The following is a 15,193-nucleotide window of genomic DNA, read 5'->3' as shown; positions in this document are numbered from 1 at the left end:
GTCGGCTACCCGGATCGTCGCGACAGGCCCCCGTAGGAGGTGGTCAGCTCGTCGAAAGCTAGCGCTGCTAAGACATGGATGTTTGACCATCGCAAGGTCTTCGAAGCGGCAATTCTATCCCATCTGACGCGGCAGTTCTATCTCATCAAGGAGAGTGGCATGGAATCCAATCACGATCCATTCAATACCAACGCTTGGATGCACCAGTACGCTGCCTTGCAAGAGCAGCAGCGGGCGAGGCAAAAGTCGGACAATAAGCCTGCTGGCCAAGCGAGCTTTGAGCGGCAATTGAGCGACTTGCAGCTCAGTTCCCCTGACGAGAGCTCCGGGGATGCTGGTTCGCCCGACACTCGATCCGCAGTGGCGCATGGAAGTATCCAGCGCACTAACGTCGGCGGTTCGATGCGGATGCCGCCGCATTCCAGCCTACTGGACAATTCGGTCAGCAGTACACGGTACAGCGTCGATATTCCTCGCGTTCACCTTGGCTCGGCTGCGAAGGCCTCGCAGTCTGACTTGCGTGACAGGCCATTCAGTAGCACGCGCTACACAGCACCATCGGAAGCGCGGCTTGCGGCGCGGACGAAGGATAGCAAGAGCCGTGGACTGTTTTCTCGTATTAAATCAGGGCTCGGCAAAGCCTTCGGGGGCAGTCGTCACGAAAAGTCGTCCGGCGGCTCACTCTCGTACGTGATCCATTCAGAGCCTCGCATGGATTTTGCCAAGCGGAGCCGCCAGTCCGATGCGGACCTGAGCCTCATTGAAGAATTCAAGGTGGCGTTGGTCGGCGAGAACCGCAAGCCTAAAACCATTGATAACTACGTGACCGCTCTCAGAATGTTTAGCGAATTCCTTCAACCCGAAGGCGTGACACTGGAAAAGCTACTTGGCGACGCTGATCTGCTGAAAGCCAAAAAGGATGACTTTGCGAAAGTGGCGAGCGCCAATAGCAGGAATCATTTGGGTGGAGCATTGGACGTGCTCCAGCGTTTCCGGGCCGGAAATCCCATATCCGCCCCCGCGTGGGTGGACACGCAAGACCAACCGATGCATCCCCAGGACAAGCGGATGATCCGACAGTTCGAGGAAGCAGTCAAAGCCTACAATGGCGGCAGCGGTCGAAGGGCCGGAAGGGTTCCCGCGCCTACCATCAAGAGCAATGTGCAGGCTCTTAGGGCGTTTGCTCGTTGGCTCCTAAAAGAGAACAAGGGTCCACTGACTACTCGGGCTTTTAACGAGCCAAAGTCACTAGCCCTCGACATCGAGGAGTACACCGCAACTGGTGGGGACCATCGTGACCGGCTCGACGCGGCACTGTCTCACCTCCGGAGGCTCGGAGCTGAGGGGCTCCAAGCAGTCGGTGCCGGACCCCGCCTGATGGGGCGCGAAATATTGCACCCTTATCCGGAGGACGCCCCCACCATCGATGGCCTACAAGACGAAGCCTGGGCCAATCTGGGACCCGACGCGACTCGCGCAAAGAAGGCCCCCGCCTCAACCATGGCTTCCAAGCTACGTTCGTTTAGCGATTGGCTCCAAAGGGAGAGCAGGGGTAGTATAATGAGCCGAATCAGCGGCAATTCTCGGCAGAAAGCGTCGCTGGACGCGGATTACAAGAACTACGTTAAAACAACAAATCGGACCGCATCGTTCGATAAGCTTAGAAAATACTTAGGAAATGCCTATACTGACGACGTCAGCATCATTGATGGCCTGGTCAGCGACGATCTGAGCAAGCTCGGATCCGACCTGGCGTCCCAAAATAGAAAAAAAACTATCCAGAATACTGCTTCGTACCAACGTAGCTTTAGTGATTGGCTCCAAAGTACGGGTAGGGAGAGCATAGTAAGCCGAATCAACGGCACTGAACGGCAGCGACGGTCGTTGAACGCAGATTATCGGGACTTCACCAAAGCCACAGGAAGAACTGGCTTGAACCTCAAGAAGCTTGGGCAGTACCTACGAGTCGTCGAGGCAAACAGAGCGCTGGGTGTGGCCTTCCCTGAGCAGCCGAGTCGGGAACCCCGGCTTGCAGGGTCGAGCCCATCGTGGTCGCCGCACGTCCCGTCCGGCTTTGACCCAAGTGAGTGGCCAACGCCGGGAGGCCCGCAGGCCGGACGGCACGAAACGGCTGTGTCGAGCTCGACCTGGTCGCCGCGGTTGCCGTCAGACTTTGATCTAAATGAGTGGCCGACGCCGGAAGGCCCGCAGGCCGGACGGCACGAAACGGCTGTGTCGAGCTCGACCTGGTCGCCGCGAGTGCCGTCAGACTTTGACCTAAATGAGTGGCCGACGCGGGAAGGCCCGCAGGCCGGACGGCACGAAACGGCTGTGTCGAGCTCGACCTGGTCGCCGCGGATGCCGTCAGACTTTGACCTAAATGAGTGGCCGACGCCGGAAGGCCCGCAGGCCGGACGAGACGAAACGGCTGTGTCGAGCTCGACCTGGTCGCCGCGGATGCCGTCAGACTTTGACCTAAATGAGTGGCCGACGCCGGAAGGCCCGCAGGCCGGACGAGACGAAACGGCTGTGTCGAGCTCGACCTGGTCGCCGCGGATGCCGTCAGACTTTGACCTAAATGAGTGGCCGACGCCGGAAGGCCCGCAGGCCGGACGACACGAAACGGCTGTGTCGAGCTCGACCTGGTCGCCGCGAGTGCCGCCCGACTCTGAGGCGAGTATGCGGCCAACCCCGGAGGGCGCGCCAGCTCGGTCGTCAGAGATCTACCGCGGCCTCCATTCTTTCGTTGATCTGCCGTCCACACCGCAGGAGACGCGTGACGACGCTCAGTCAGCGCAGGTGCCTGGTCCGGCCGCCAGTCCGCCGTTCTTCATCGGGCCATCAGGCGAGCCTCTGGAGCTCGAGGATATCGGATATCTCGTCGGCGAGGATTGGCAGCATGGCTCGCAGCCGGTTCCGGACTTCCTGCTCGATGTACTGGACAACAAGATGCTGTTGCCGAGTCCGCGCATGGTTCCGCGGCCTGTCTCTATCAACGGTGAGACCTACTCTATCACGTTGGGGCCGCGAGGGCGCCGCGATGCTCAATTTATCCATCATCCTCGCCCATCCTCGGTTCCAGATGCTCAGATCGGTGCTTCGGCTACGAGTGCCTCTTCCCACGACCGCGGACGGGTGCTCGGAGCCAGAGAATGGCTCGGCGACGATCATATTCAGCGGGATTACGAGTTCGTGGCGCAGGAGTTGCGTGGGACTAATCCGGATCTCGCCGCCCGGACGCGGTTCGTGGATCCTCTGATCGCCTTTCAGCTTAACCACGGCGCCGATAGCGACGCGCTACGCGCATTCCATCGCATTGTCCATGATCGGAATGGTAACGATACAGCCGACTTCCTGTTCCTGCCAGTGAACAATGCCAGTGCTATTCGCGAAGGCGACCATTGGTCGCTGCTGCTGGTTGATCGCCGCAATCAGGAAAGGCCGGTCGCCTATCACTACGACTCCCTCCGGGGACACAATGATGAACCTGCAGCACGGCTCGCAGCACGGCTGGGCGCCGACCTACAAGACGCCAGCATGGCTCAGCAGAAAAACGGTTATGATTGCGGCGTCTTTGCAGTGGATGGCACACGGGCGCTGGTTAGGCGATTGGCGGGAAGACGGCAAGCAGACCTGCGGAACCTCGACAACCTCGTCGCAGATCGGCGGGCACTGCAAAACCGTCTCAGGGGCTGATTGCGATACGGCTGAGGGGCGCGGCCAACAACCCGGCGCGGTCCCCTCTCGGCCTTCTCTCATAGAGCCTGGCAGAGCGCTTCTCGCCGACGAGGAGCGTAATCAGCGCCCTCGCAGGGTCTTGTTGCAACGGCTGAAGAGGGGCGCAGAGAGGCACTGATGCGAGGTCTATCAGTAGGCAGGATTCGAACTGCTCGGCGATCGAAGCGTTCGGACTGTAGCTGTGCCTCGCCTGTCGTTTGCGCATCATGTGGATCATCTCGATGCCGGATAAAATGGTTGTGGCGGTGGCCGCCGATTTGAAGCCGAGCATCGGCCGGGCGCGGCGCTTGGAGTGCCGATGTCCTGCTCGATCCTTCAAATACTGGCTCCGGCGGATCCAGATCGGCTCCAGGAGCGATCCTGCAAGCGATTTGTGGTCTTGCAGGAAACGATCCCGTCTCGATTGCTCTGGCTACCGTCGATGACGACGCAATCCGGTTGGCCATGAGGCTCCAGCGCCTTTCTGAAGAAGCGTTTGGCCGACGGCAGGTCGCGCTGTTGCGCTGAAATGCATTCGACGCTGTCATGCCATTGGCGGTCACGCTCCGCTAATCCCAGATCATTCCAACTCGACGCATCATCTTGTACCGACTTCCGACAACACCACCGGGATCGAGCGCCTGGAGATCGGCGTGGTTGGCATGAAATAAGGTCTACGGAGGCATTGGCATAAGCGGGAGAGAGAGCGGCCGATGTCGACCAGCATGAAAAAGGCGACTGCTCTCAGTGCGATTGCAGAAAATGTGTTAACAGCGTCCGTCACAAAAGCGTGCGGCAGCCGGGATTCGGGAATTCGGGTCGGACTGTCGAGCCACGCGCGAGACAACGTGCAGTCTTTGGCCTAATGGCGCGAGGTCGGGAGGCACAGATGAACGCGGAGGCTTTCAACAGCCCACTTTTCGTGAAGCGCGCAACTCACATCGTGCAAGAGATTGCCAGTCTAGCCGACGCTGTCGACTTCCTCAATGAATGGCCAGAAGATCGCAGGGACCTAATCCACGAAGCCGCCCTCAGAACGTGCTATGATGCATACGATGGACGAAAACCTGTGAGCGCCGCGCGGAATGCCTTTTTCGGCTTTGCGAAACGGGCTGTCGATGGCGGTTGAGAACCGCGTATAGATGGCGCCGAGAGGGAATTGATGCGGAATTCGGCTCGGAGTGGTGCTGAATGACGCTGATGATCTGATTTGGTTGGGGATGAGAGCGCGGGATGCGCCGACAGGAGCCCGGAGGGCGACTGAGGCGCATCCCGCGCTGCGTCCGCGCATGCTACATGTGCGGAGCGCCGCAATCAGACATCGACCCACTACCACGTAAACTCGATGTCCTATCCCAACGGCCCGTGTGAGGGGACTTGCAGGTCCCCGGGCACTGATGCCGACTGGTTCACGGTATGCGCCAGCATAATGGCATTGGCGCATTCCGTCGAGCTTTTCCCCGCAATCCCGACGGCGTTCCGAGAGGTTCGCCGCCGCAATGCAAACCGGTCGTTTCTTTCTCTGCGCACGGTGCCGCTCACAGGTCTTGCTTTGCCGGCATTGCGATCGGGGTCAGCGCTTCTGTGGTTCTGACTGCGCCCATGAAGCCCGCCGTGACAGTCTGCGTGCGGCGGGGCTGCGCTACCAGAACACCCGCCGGGGCCGCTTTGCCCACGCCGACCGCTCCCGCCGATATCGCCAGCGCTGCAAAAACAACGTGACGCATCAGTCTCCACCTTGTCTGCCGGATGGTTCACGACTGAACGCGCCCCTGATCGACGGCACCGTCGCACTGGACGACGTCACCGCTGAAGCGGTGCCATCGATCCCTCCGGCTCCGTGCTGCCGGCGCTGCAGTTGTCGGCTGCCGCCGTTCTTTCGCGGCGGCTTCGTGCGTCGCCGAGGGGCCTATGTCCGTCAACACGACTATGGAGACCCAACCGATGACCATATCCGCCGAGAAGGAAGCGATGATCCTGCGCCTGTACCACGTTGAGAGGTGGCGCTGTGGAACGATCGCAACGCAATTGCATTGCCACCATACGACGGTCTTCCGGGTTCTGAAGGAGGCCGGTCTGCCCCGCCACAGGCCGGTGATACGTCCCGCCGAGGTCGACCAGTATCTGCCGTTCGTCCAGCGGACGCTTGAGACATATCCAGACCTGACCGCCAGCCGCCTGTACGGGATGGTGCAGGAGCGCGGCTACAAGGGCTCGTCCTCCCACTTCCGGCATATGATCGCGCTCCACCGTCCGCGCAAGGCTGCGGAAGCGTTCCTGCGTCTGCGCACCCTGCCGGGCGAGCAAGGCCAGGTCGACTGGGCGCATTTTGGTCACATCGAAATCGGCAAGGCTCGCCGCCCGCTGATGGCCTTCGTCATGGTGTTGTCCTACTCGCGCGACATCTATCTGCGCTTCTTTCTTGATGCCCGCATGGAAAACTTCCTGCGCGGCCACGCCGGTGCGTTCAACGCCTGGAATGGTTTGCCCAGGGTGCTGCTCTATGACAACCTTAAGAGCGCTGTGCTTGAGCGTCACGGCGATGCCATCCGGTTCCATCCGACACTTCTGGCCTTCGCGGGCCATTATCGCTTCGAGCCCCGTCCCGTCGCCGTGGCGCGGGGCAACGAAAAGGGCCGCGTCGAGCGCGCCATTCGCCACATCCGGGAAGCCTTCTTCATCGCCCGCAAGTTCAAGGACCTCGACGATCTGAATGCCCAGGCCGAACAATGGTGCCGCAACCAGGCCGCCGACCGGCCATGCCCCGAGGACCGGACGATGACGGTTCGTCAGGTGTTTGCGCAGGAGCAGCCCATGCTTCTGCCATTGCCCACCAACCCGTACCCCATCGAGGAGCAGATCGCCGCGAAGGTCGGAAAGACACCCTATGTCCGCTTCGACCTGAACGATTACTCGGTTCCCCATACTCATGTCCGGCGCACGCTCACCGTGCGCGCCGATCTCGCCCAGGTCCGGATATTCGATGCCGCCACGATGATCGCCAGCCACCGCCGCAGCTACGACCGGGGCCAGCAGATCGAAGACCCCCGGCACCTCAAGGCGCTCGTCGCCGTCAAGCGCGAAGCGCGCCAGCATCGGGGCCTCAACAGTTTGACGCGCGCCGTGCCGGCCTGCCAGAAACTGATGATCCACGCCGCCGAGCGCGGCGCCAATATCGGCGCGATCACCAATGCCATGCTCAAACTGCTCGACCTCTACGGCGCCACCGAACTCCAGGCCGCCGTCGAAGATGCCTTGCAGGCCGGGGCCTCTCATTCGAGATCGGTTCACGTCGCGCTCGAACGCCGCCGGATCGCGCGTGGCGCTCCACCGCCGGTCGAAACAAGGCTGCCGGAGCATGTCCGCAAAAAGGATACGGTCGTACAGCCCCACAAGCTCGACCGTTACGATCAACTCACTTGCGCAGGCAACGACGATGAATAATCCCGGCATCCTGTTCAACCGCGCCAGGGCGCTGCGCCTCAATGGCCTGATCGCCCACTGGGACGAAATCGCCGACGCGCCGTGGCTGGCCGCCGTGCTTCAATGGGAGGAAGAAGAGCGCTCCGACCGCTCATTGCGGCGACGCATGCGCGCCGCCAGGCTTGGCCACTTCAGGCAACTGGCCGATTACGACTGGAAATGGCCGCGTCGTATCGATCGCGCCGCCATCGAGGAACTGATGACGCTGTCCTTCGTCAAGGAGGCCGCCAACATCGTCCTTATTGGCCCTAACGGCGTCGGCAAGTCCACGCTCGCTCTTAACGTCGCCTACCAGGCGCTGGTCGCCGGCCATTCGGTCCTCTTCCGCACCGCCAGCGAAATGCTCGGCGAGCTCGCCGCCATCGACAGCGATTCCATGCTCCGCCGAAAGCTGCAGTACTATGCGGCGCCCGATATCCTGGTCATCGACGAGGTCGGATATCTCTCCTATTCCAACCGTCATGCCGATCTGCTGTTCGATCTCATCAGCCGCCGATACGAGAAACGCTCGACCATCGTCACCACCAACAAGCCCTTCGCGCAATGGTCGGAGGTCTTCCCCAATGCCGCCTGCGTCGTCAGTCTGGTCGATCGCCTTTTGCACCATTGTGAGGTCATTCCCATCGAAGGCGATTCTTACCGCTTCAAGGAAGCCTCCGAGCGCTCGAAGGCGCAGCGTCAACAACGCACCAGCCACCCCGCTGACGAAAAGGAGCCTGCAGCATGACCGGAAATCCTCATCAGCCGTCCGGTCTCGGGCGTGGAATCCAGTTCATCGTCAATGCCGAATGGACACCCGAGCAAGCAGCCGCCGTCTTCGAACTCCTCGACGATCTGCGAGACTGCATCTGGAGCCGTTACGCTCCCCACATCCAGCAGTTTGTCCGTCACCAACAAGCCCCTGACGATCAGCACCCTTCCAGCGACGAGCAGACAGGGCAAAAGCCCCATCCTCTCGATCCCTCCTGGTAAAAAATACAAAGCGGCCCCATCGGGCCAAGCGGCCCCATCGGGCCGCTTTCTCCTCCACAATCCTCGGCACCATTTGTCCGCGCTTTCTCGCAGCCGTTAACACGGGCCGACATATTGGAGGATGCAACCTCCGCAATGCAGTGGCTCGCTGCCTGCAAGTCGGGCACCGGGAAAGCACAAGTTTAGGCTTCGGCGCCATGCGGCTGGTGATGGGCGCGCCGAGGGAGGGCAATGTGTCGAGATTTCATGCATGGCGAACGCGGAATCGCTGCTCGAAAATGGGCGGGAATCGTTCGGCTGGGCAAGCAAGTGCGACCAAGGCTATTGCCGCATGTTTGTGCAGAAATGACCCGCTTGAGCCGATTTGAGAGGCCGGTCGTTATCCAGGTTACCTGCCACGGCTCAGAGCGTATGGTGTTCGATGTTAATGACGCGGCCGCTATCCTACTGCGTGACCTTCATCGTCAGACCGAGAAACGGAAGGTGGCGATGAACGCCTGTCTGCAGGTATTGCGCGGTGAAATTCATCCGCCAGCTGCTCGAAGGGCTTTCGTGGCTGCTGCACTCGAAGCAAAGATTCTGCGCAGCGATTGATTAATACCAACGGTCTCGGGTGCTGACTCTTTTGTGATTTTGGAGCATCTCCGAAGCGTGATTCCGTGTTGCCGAAGGAGATTCGGCCATGGGATCAGCGGTGAGGTTACGAACGGACTATTCGGCGACGGAACTGCGTCGCCTGGCGCGTGGGTCGAAGGATGTGCGGCAGAGCAGCCGGCTGTTGTCGATCGCTGCGGTACTGGACGGGATGAGCCGGGCGGATGCGGGGCGGATTGGCGGCATGGACCGCCAGACGCTGCGGGACTGGGTGCACCGGTTCAACGCGGCCGGCCCCGATGGCCTTGTCGACCACTGGTCGTCAGGCCCGCCGTGCCGGCTGTCGCCTGAACAGAATGCTGAACTGGCGGCAATCGTGGAGAGGGGGTCGGATCGCGCCGTCGACGGCGTCGTGCGCTGGCGGCGCATCGACCTCAAGCGCGTCATCAAGGAGCGTTTCGGCATCGATTACGATACCCGCTATGTCGGGAAGCTGCTGCACAAGCTCGGCTTCTCGCATATGAGCGCACGGCCGCACCACCCGGCGCAGGACGCCCATATCATCGAAGCGTTCAAAAAAATTGGCAGCGCACGCTGAAGGCTCATCTTTGCGACCTGCCGCCGCGTACGAAGGTGGAACTCTGGTTCCAGGATGAAGCCAGGATAGGTCAGAAGAACGGCATCACAAGGCAGTGGGCCAGGCGTGGCACGCGGCCGCGACAGCCAGCCGACCAGCGATACAAGAGCGCATATCTGTTCGGCGCCATCTGCCCGGCTCGGGGCACCGGCGCAGCTCTCGCGCTGCCATTTGCCGACACCGAGGCCATGCAACTCCATATCGACGAGATCAGCCGCCATGTCGAAAAGGGCGCGCATGCCGTGCTCATCATGGATCGCGCCGGATGGCACACCACCGCCAACCTCAACATGCCGCGCAACATCACGCCGATCTTCCTGCCCCCGCGTGCGCCCGAATTAAACCCGGTTGAGAATGTCTGGCAGTACATGCGGCAGAACTGGCTCTCAAACCGCGTCTTCGACAGCTACGAGGCAATTATCGACGCCGCGTGCGATGCTTGGCACAAACTGCTCGCCGCTCCCGAAACAATCACATCCATCGGAATGCGAGAATGGGCCCATGTCGGTCAAACCCAATGACTCTTGGTATAACGAGGACGGTCAGGAATTTCTTCGTTGCATCGCTGCTGGTTTCTCGCACAAAAAGACGCATCGCAGAAGTGCGATATCCAACCCACGCACAAGAACGCCATTCCTAAGAAGCACTCAGCCGGGTATACCCTACAACCCGCGCCAACGCCCAGCTGTGTCTTTAGAATGGCGCGTAAGAGCATGATCGGCCGTCTTTTGAAGGGGCACATTCTGTTCCCAGTGCTGTTCATCAACGGCAAACATCCAACTGACGACGTCCCGGTTGGAATTCCGTTTTCCAGTGTGCCAGTCCGGGGCCTTTTGCAGCGCTATCGCGATCGTGCCAACGCACTCCTTTCGGCCTTCCCGTCCACCCCAAGCGACAAGTTGAGATTGTGGCGCAACATCAGATTCCCTGGCTCTGTTTCAAGAGCTTGCCGATATAACGCTCGTGCCGCGTCATGTCGCCCCTCCAAATCCAGAACAACTCCCTTCGCGTTCAACGCCCGCAAATTACTTGGAGCTGCTACCAAGAGGTTGTCGAGTACCTGAAGCGCCTCATTCGGGCGTTTCTGTGCCAGCAAGACCTTCGTAAGACGGATTGCCGCATCGACATTGTCCGGATGCTGCTTCAGATCATCCCGCAAAGCCCGCTCTTGCGCATCCTGACCGACTGCGCGCAAAATGCGCTCGCGTATAGCCGGATCGATCTGATCAGCGCCGAGCAACTCTGGGGGCGACGTCTCCTTCACTGAAAGAACTGGCTTGTTCCAGCTAGCGCAACCTCCGAGCGGAACAATGGCGAGTACTGAGAAGAGAACTGAGCGCAGACGAGATGAAAGTAACGGCGGAGTGGCAATATTCTCATGTGAATTCATGTTTGGTTCTCAGCTGTCATAGAGTGCTGTGCCTTTGAGTTGGCGGCAACGCGGATACTGCGAGAGTCCCCCGACATTTCCCCTTCTGTTCCAGGGGGGAGCTTGACGGATCCGGCGGGTTGAATCGTGAAGTCGGAGGCAAGGTCCTGATAAGACAACACAGCCAGATCGATCCCGTTTCGGGTGAGAAAGCCGCGGACGAAGCGTCGAACATCCATCGAAGTTAATATGACGGGGCGGGTCTGATCCGGTGCTGTGCTGGAAAAGATGCTGCGCATCTGTGACAGCAGCGCTTCGCTTTGCCGATCCTCTAACACGAGGTAGGGGCCCGCAGCCGAATCTCGAGCCGCACTCCGCACCATATCCTCACTCTCACGTTCGATAATAAAGGCCGGCACGATACCTTGTGTGTTGGCATAGCGGTGGCAGATCTGCCGCTTCATGCCGGAGCGAACATATTCCGTGAGCAGCGCGACGTTTTGCTCACGTTCGCTCCATTCGGCCAATGCCTCCAAGACGAGGCGGGTGCTGCGGATAGGGATACCTTCATCCAGCAGGCGGCGCAGCACATCGGCAACCCGGGGAACAGGCGTCGTGCGCAGCACCTCCTTCACCAGATCAGCATAATCGTGCTCCATTCGGCCCAGCAATTCGCGGGTCTCTTGGATACCCACCAAGTGCGGTGCATAGCGGGTCAACGTCGCATGGACACGCGAGGCAAGGAGTTCGCTCGCTCGGTGATAGCGGATGCCGGCAGCGTTGAGAGCCGGTGCATGGCCTTGTTCGACCCAGATTCTGTCCGCTTCTGGATCATGCCGAAAGGGGATGCCGCTAAGTTCAATGTTCGCCAGACCGTCTGCGAGTTCTAGCAGTGTCGGATCAATCAAATCCTGTTCGACTGGCACGCCCTCGACATCTATTCTAAATTGCGACTCGGGCAGCTGCTCGTCGACCGCAACTGGAATGCGCGGAACGATAATGCCGAGATCAGCTGAGACGAGTTGCGAAACGCGTGCAATGTGCTGTTCCAATTCGGCTTGGTCGATCTCATGCGTAAGGCTCGGCGCAAGAAAGAAGGCGAGCGGGCTTGCCTGCGCAGGCACGGTTTGTTTGTGAGCACTTGTAGCATTGGTATTGTCGGCGCCCTGCCCATCGCCCTTGGCAATGCTTGCGGCGGCGAGGACTGCGGCCAACGTAAGAAAGACGGGCAGAGGGAAACCGGGAACAAACCCCATCGCAACCAAGACGCAGGCCGCCAGCCGCAATGCTCGCTTGCTGGCCGTGAGTTGATTGACTATGTCGGTCCCAAGGTTGAGCCTCGCGGCCCCCGTTACACGCGTGACGATGGTTGCCGCTGTAATTGAAAGCAGCAGGGCCGGAATCTGCGAGATTAACGCGTCACCTATGGTCAGTAGAGTATAGTGTTGCAGAACCTCGCCGAAGGACATGCCTTTCGAAAGCAGGCCGATGGAAATTCCACCCAGCATGTTGATGCAGATCACCACGAGCCCGGCGATGGCGTCGCCCTTTACGAATTTCATCGCGCCATCCATCGCGCCAAAAAGTTGGCTTTCCCTCTCCAATGCGGCACGCCGCCTGCGAGATTCGTTGGCATCGATGTGGCCGTTGCGAAGCTCTGCGTCGACCGCCATTTGCTTGCCCGGCAGAGCGTCGAGCGTGAAGCGGGCCGCCACCTCCGCTACGCGTTCGGCACCCTTCGCGAGGACCATGAACTGGACCATGGTCACGACCAGAAATATGACAAAGCCGACGAAGATATTGCCTGAGATTACGAAGTCGCCGAACGTGTGGATGATGCTGCCTGCCTCTCCCTCGGCCAGGATCAGTCGTGTCGTTGCGATGGTAAGCGCCAGACGGAACACCGTGGAAATCAAAATGACGCCCGGCAAAGACGAAAAATCAAGCGGCGTGCTGACATACAGGGCAACCATCAGCAGCAATATGGCCAAACCCAAATTGAATCCGATAAGCGTGTCGACAACCACGAGCGGGATTGGCATGACCATCATACCTATCGCCAGCAGCAGCATCAACGCGACCATTAAGTCGGGGTTGGCCGGCGCACGGTCGATGAAGTTACGCAGGACGTTGGGCATGTGGGCCCCTTTGTGGTCGTTTGAGAATTACTGGGCTACCACGCAGTGAAACGTAGCTTTCGAAGGCCGCGCGCGCCTCGGCCCTGCGGCCGGTCCCACGCAGCGCATCGCCACGCGAGGGAGTCAGAGGAAAGCGCGAGGATCCCCGGTTAGGCGTATCCAGTGTGGTCAGGACCATCGGTGCCTCATGGCCGAAACCGTCCGGGATGAGCGGATAGGCGAGAAGCCGCAGCAGGGGGATAGCTTGAGCATTGGAGTTCTCCTGAATACGGCCCGCGAAGCTGAAAGCCCTTAATACGGCAGAGCAGCAACGCGACCATTTCGGCTCATCAGCACACGACCCTCCTCGATCCGATCGACCGTCCAGCCATCATCCAAAAGCGCGCCGACAAAATACTTCTCGCCAGCGATTATCAGATACGGAAGGGGCCCACGCCAAACTGCTTCAACCGCGATAGCGGATGGCGCCTTCTCCTCCTTGATAACCACTCCATTCACCAGTGTGAGAGCGCCGTTCGTGCGATGATCGAACCACTGCTGAACCCTCTGCCAACTGCTGATCGATGCTGACGTGACGGTGCCCTCAGCGGTCACGACGCCCTTCGCGGAGCCGATCATAATATTGTGAAGGCCCGCTTTATCGACTTCCTCTTGCAGGTCTTTGGCCACAGCCACGGTAGCCTGATCATCAGCGCGGTTATTGGTCAGCTTGAATTCAAGTTCGGCACCTGGCGACTTGGCGTTCAATGCATCAGCAGTGCCGTAATAGGAGAACATAGCCGAGAGCGCGCCGATCCCGAGAGAGCCGAGTAACACCAAGGTGAGCATAAGGATCGAGAGGCGTGGTCTGGCGGTCGAACCAGTCGGCGCTGCATCTTGCGCTGACCAGAGAATGGACATCGCGCCGGCGTGAATGATGACAGGAAGGGGCAGCACAACGCGCTCGCCTGCTGCAATATTCCGATTGTCCTCGATGCTGAGTCCGCCTGCAAGCGCCTCAACCTCGATCGAATTCCCAAGAAGAGTGATACGAAAATGATGTGGCGCCAGTCCTTGCTCGACGAAGATTATATCGGCGTCGAGGCCACTGCCGATTAAGTTCGTTTCAAGAGTCGGCTTACCGGTCAGCCCGCAATAGACCCCCGACAGAACTTCGAAATGAAGGGAAACAGCGTCATTCAAGGATGATCTCCCGAATCAGGAAAGAAGCCGCATGGCAATTACCATGCGGCTCATTTCGGTCACACATCGCGCCACCCAGGGCAGCGATCGAGGGTTTCCAGAACCCCGTTTCCGAGATTACTGAACGCGTTCGTCGGCCGCTTTCTTGATTGTCTGCAAGTTGGTCGTAACAGTGCGCAGCTCTATACTCCTAGCCGTAGCCTCCAAGCTAACCGCCGTTAGCTCCTGGATTTGCTGCTGGAATGCGGCAGCCCCAGCGGCTTTGGAAGCTACGTCCGCACCAGCCGCAGCGCCAGCACCACCCAAACTACCAAGAGTACCTATTTTACTCATATCGTTTCCCTTCTGTTCGAACTGTGCCGTCACCGACGGCACGCACCTCCCGACGCGGACCACCCAACGTCAGGCATCTTCTTCAGTGTCTGCCAGAGCGTCGTCGGCATCAGCCATGGCATCGTTCACAATAGTTAGCGCAACAGAACGGAGAGCCGTCTCGAAGGCATCGCTTTCAGATGCAGCTTGCGAGCCATCCCCAGAAAAGGTCGGACTGTCCGCTCGACCGATCTCGCCACCCGGCCTGGTAGGACCAGAAGGCCCGCTGCTATGACCAGAGGGCTCGCTGGATGCGTGCCGCGACTGTCCATTCGAATGTCCATGCCCGGTGCGGGCCAAGGATCCAAGTCTATCGCCAATTGCTGCTATCATCAGGTATTCCCACATCTGTTTCCGTTAACGGCGAGGCGTAGAAGATCAATTTCATCAAACGTTAGGAGGGCGAGCTTTCGAGAAGCTGACCAGTCTCAACAAAAAGCGGCTGCGGCGCTGTTGCAAAATGAATGGTCGCGCACGATCTTGTGTGTGGACGAGGCCGTTGACCGCATCAGGAACAGGACCATCACCGGCTACCGGTACGATCCCAAGGCGGCAGCCCTATTGGGCGTAGAGGTTTAGCTTCGGGAGCCTTAGCTATCTGCTGGCCTCTTAAAAGCCTCTAGGGACTCGGCGGTCGGCCGGGTGCGTCCTGCGAGGCTAACGCATTGAAGAAATTATATTTTAGATCTTTTTCGCATAATAAACTTGCGATTCAACAACTTAATAAAC

General features: G+C 59.5%; 10 protein-coding genes and 1 pseudogene. 7 read left to right on the top strand and 4 right to left on the bottom strand.

The window, feature by feature from the left end; genetic code table 11:
• Nucleotides 1-78: 78 nt before the first annotated feature.
• The gene (locus tag ACFSOZ_RS19190) at nucleotides 79-3,696 is read left to right on the top strand and encodes a Ulp1 family isopeptidase (RefSeq protein ID WP_379100437.1); all 3,618 of its coding nucleotides are present in this window, start codon (nucleotides 79-81) and stop codon (nucleotides 3,694-3,696) included.
• A gap of 184 nt (nucleotides 3,697-3,880) precedes the next feature.
• Here ACFSOZ_RS19190 and ACFSOZ_RS19185 read toward each other — a convergent pair.
• Nucleotides 3,881-4,263 (bottom strand): annotated as a pseudogene (locus ACFSOZ_RS19185) (DDE-type integrase/transposase/recombinase); the annotation flags it as partial.
• A 343-nt stretch (nucleotides 4,264-4,606) separates the two neighbouring features.
• On the opposite strand from ACFSOZ_RS19185, the gene ACFSOZ_RS19180 reads away from it, so the two are divergent.
• The 6 genes from ACFSOZ_RS19180 to ACFSOZ_RS19155 all read left to right on the top strand — a co-directional run bounded on the left by ACFSOZ_RS19180 (nucleotide 4,607) and on the right by ACFSOZ_RS19155 (nucleotide 9,924).
• Complete coding sequence (locus ACFSOZ_RS19180; RefSeq protein ID WP_379100435.1) at nucleotides 4,607-4,846, top strand: DUF982 domain-containing protein; 240 nt, start codon at nucleotides 4,607-4,609, stop codon at nucleotides 4,844-4,846.
• 815 nt (nucleotides 4,847-5,661) lie between these two features.
• Nucleotides 5,662-7,161 carry an IS21 family transposase gene (gene istA / locus ACFSOZ_RS19175; RefSeq protein WP_379097156.1) on the top strand — a complete coding sequence of 500 codons (1,500 nt, stop codon included), beginning with the start codon at nucleotides 5,662-5,664 and terminating at the stop codon, nucleotides 7,159-7,161.
• Entirely contained in the window at nucleotides 7,154-7,927 is a 774-nt protein-coding gene (istB, locus tag ACFSOZ_RS19170; protein ID WP_095090157.1) for an IS21-like element helper ATPase IstB, read from the top strand. Before istA ends, istB begins: the two co-directional genes overlap by 8 nt.
• The gene (locus ACFSOZ_RS19165) at nucleotides 7,924-8,172 is read left to right on the top strand and encodes a hypothetical protein (RefSeq protein ID WP_095090155.1); all 249 of its coding nucleotides are present in this window, start codon (nucleotides 7,924-7,926) and stop codon (nucleotides 8,170-8,172) included. Before istB ends, ACFSOZ_RS19165 begins: the two co-directional genes overlap by 4 nt.
• A gap of 246 nt (nucleotides 8,173-8,418) precedes the next feature.
• Nucleotides 8,419-8,766, top strand: coding sequence for a DUF982 domain-containing protein (locus ACFSOZ_RS19160; RefSeq protein WP_379100433.1), 348 nt, complete (start codon nucleotides 8,419-8,421; stop codon nucleotides 8,764-8,766).
• An 88-nt stretch (nucleotides 8,767-8,854) separates the two neighbouring features.
• Nucleotides 8,855-9,924, top strand: a protein-coding gene (locus ACFSOZ_RS19155; RefSeq protein ID WP_095081613.1) for an IS630 family transposase whose coding sequence is annotated in 2 segments (ribosomal slippage) — nucleotides 8,855-9,341 and nucleotides 9,341-9,924 — 1,071 coding nt in all. Because the reading frame shifts where the segments join, the coding sequence is not laid out codon by codon here.
• 320 nt (nucleotides 9,925-10,244) lie between these two features.
• On the opposite strand, the gene ACFSOZ_RS19150 is transcribed toward ACFSOZ_RS19155, so the two are convergent.
• The 3 genes from ACFSOZ_RS19150 to ACFSOZ_RS19140 all read right to left on the bottom strand — a co-directional run bounded on the left by ACFSOZ_RS19150 (nucleotide 10,245) and on the right by ACFSOZ_RS19140 (nucleotide 14,092).
• Nucleotides 10,245-10,793, bottom strand: coding sequence for a tetratricopeptide repeat protein (locus tag ACFSOZ_RS19150; RefSeq protein ID WP_095085194.1), 549 nt, complete (start codon nucleotides 10,791-10,793; stop codon nucleotides 10,245-10,247).
• Nucleotides 10,790-12,910, bottom strand: coding sequence for a type III secretion system export apparatus subunit SctV (sctV, locus tag ACFSOZ_RS19145; protein ID WP_379100431.1), 2,121 nt, complete (start codon nucleotides 12,908-12,910; stop codon nucleotides 10,790-10,792). Before sctV ends, ACFSOZ_RS19150 begins: the two co-directional genes overlap by 4 nt.
• Before the next feature lie 291 nt (nucleotides 12,911-13,201).
• The gene (locus tag ACFSOZ_RS19140; RefSeq protein WP_379100430.1) at nucleotides 13,202-14,092 is read right to left on the bottom strand and encodes a SctD/MshK family protein; all 891 of its coding nucleotides are present in this window, start codon (nucleotides 14,090-14,092) and stop codon (nucleotides 13,202-13,204) included.
• Between the last annotated feature and the right edge of the window lie 1,101 nt (nucleotides 14,093-15,193).

Source organism: Mesorhizobium newzealandense (genome assembly GCF_042682145.1).
GTDB lineage: Bacteria > Pseudomonadota > Alphaproteobacteria > Rhizobiales > Rhizobiaceae > Mesorhizobium > Mesorhizobium newzealandense.
Note: the sequence above shows the minus strand (reverse complement) of the source record. Positions and strands in the feature narration are given on the sequence as shown.

Coding starts and splice junctions, on each gene's coding strand:
- istB (WP_095090157.1), top strand. CDS start 7,154: ATGAATAATCCCGGCATCCTGTTCAACCGCGCCAGGGCGCTGCGCCTC.
- ACFSOZ_RS19165 (WP_095090155.1), top strand. CDS start 7,924: ATGACCGGAAATCCTCATCAGCCGTCCGGTCTCGGGCGTGGAATCCAG.
- ACFSOZ_RS19150 (WP_095085194.1), bottom strand. CDS start 10,793: ATGAATTCACATGAGAATATTGCCACTCCGCCGTTACTTTCATCTCGT.
- sctV (WP_379100431.1), bottom strand. CDS start 12,910: ATGCCCAACGTCCTGCGTAACTTCATCGACCGTGCGCCGGCCAACCCC.
- istA (WP_379097156.1), top strand. CDS start 5,662: ATGACCATATCCGCCGAGAAGGAAGCGATGATCCTGCGCCTGTACCAC.
- ACFSOZ_RS19160 (WP_379100433.1), top strand. CDS start 8,419: ATGCATGGCGAACGCGGAATCGCTGCTCGAAAATGGGCGGGAATCGTT.
- ACFSOZ_RS19180 (WP_379100435.1), top strand. CDS start 4,607: ATGAACGCGGAGGCTTTCAACAGCCCACTTTTCGTGAAGCGCGCAACT.
- ACFSOZ_RS19190 (WP_379100437.1), top strand. CDS start 79: ATGTTTGACCATCGCAAGGTCTTCGAAGCGGCAATTCTATCCCATCTG.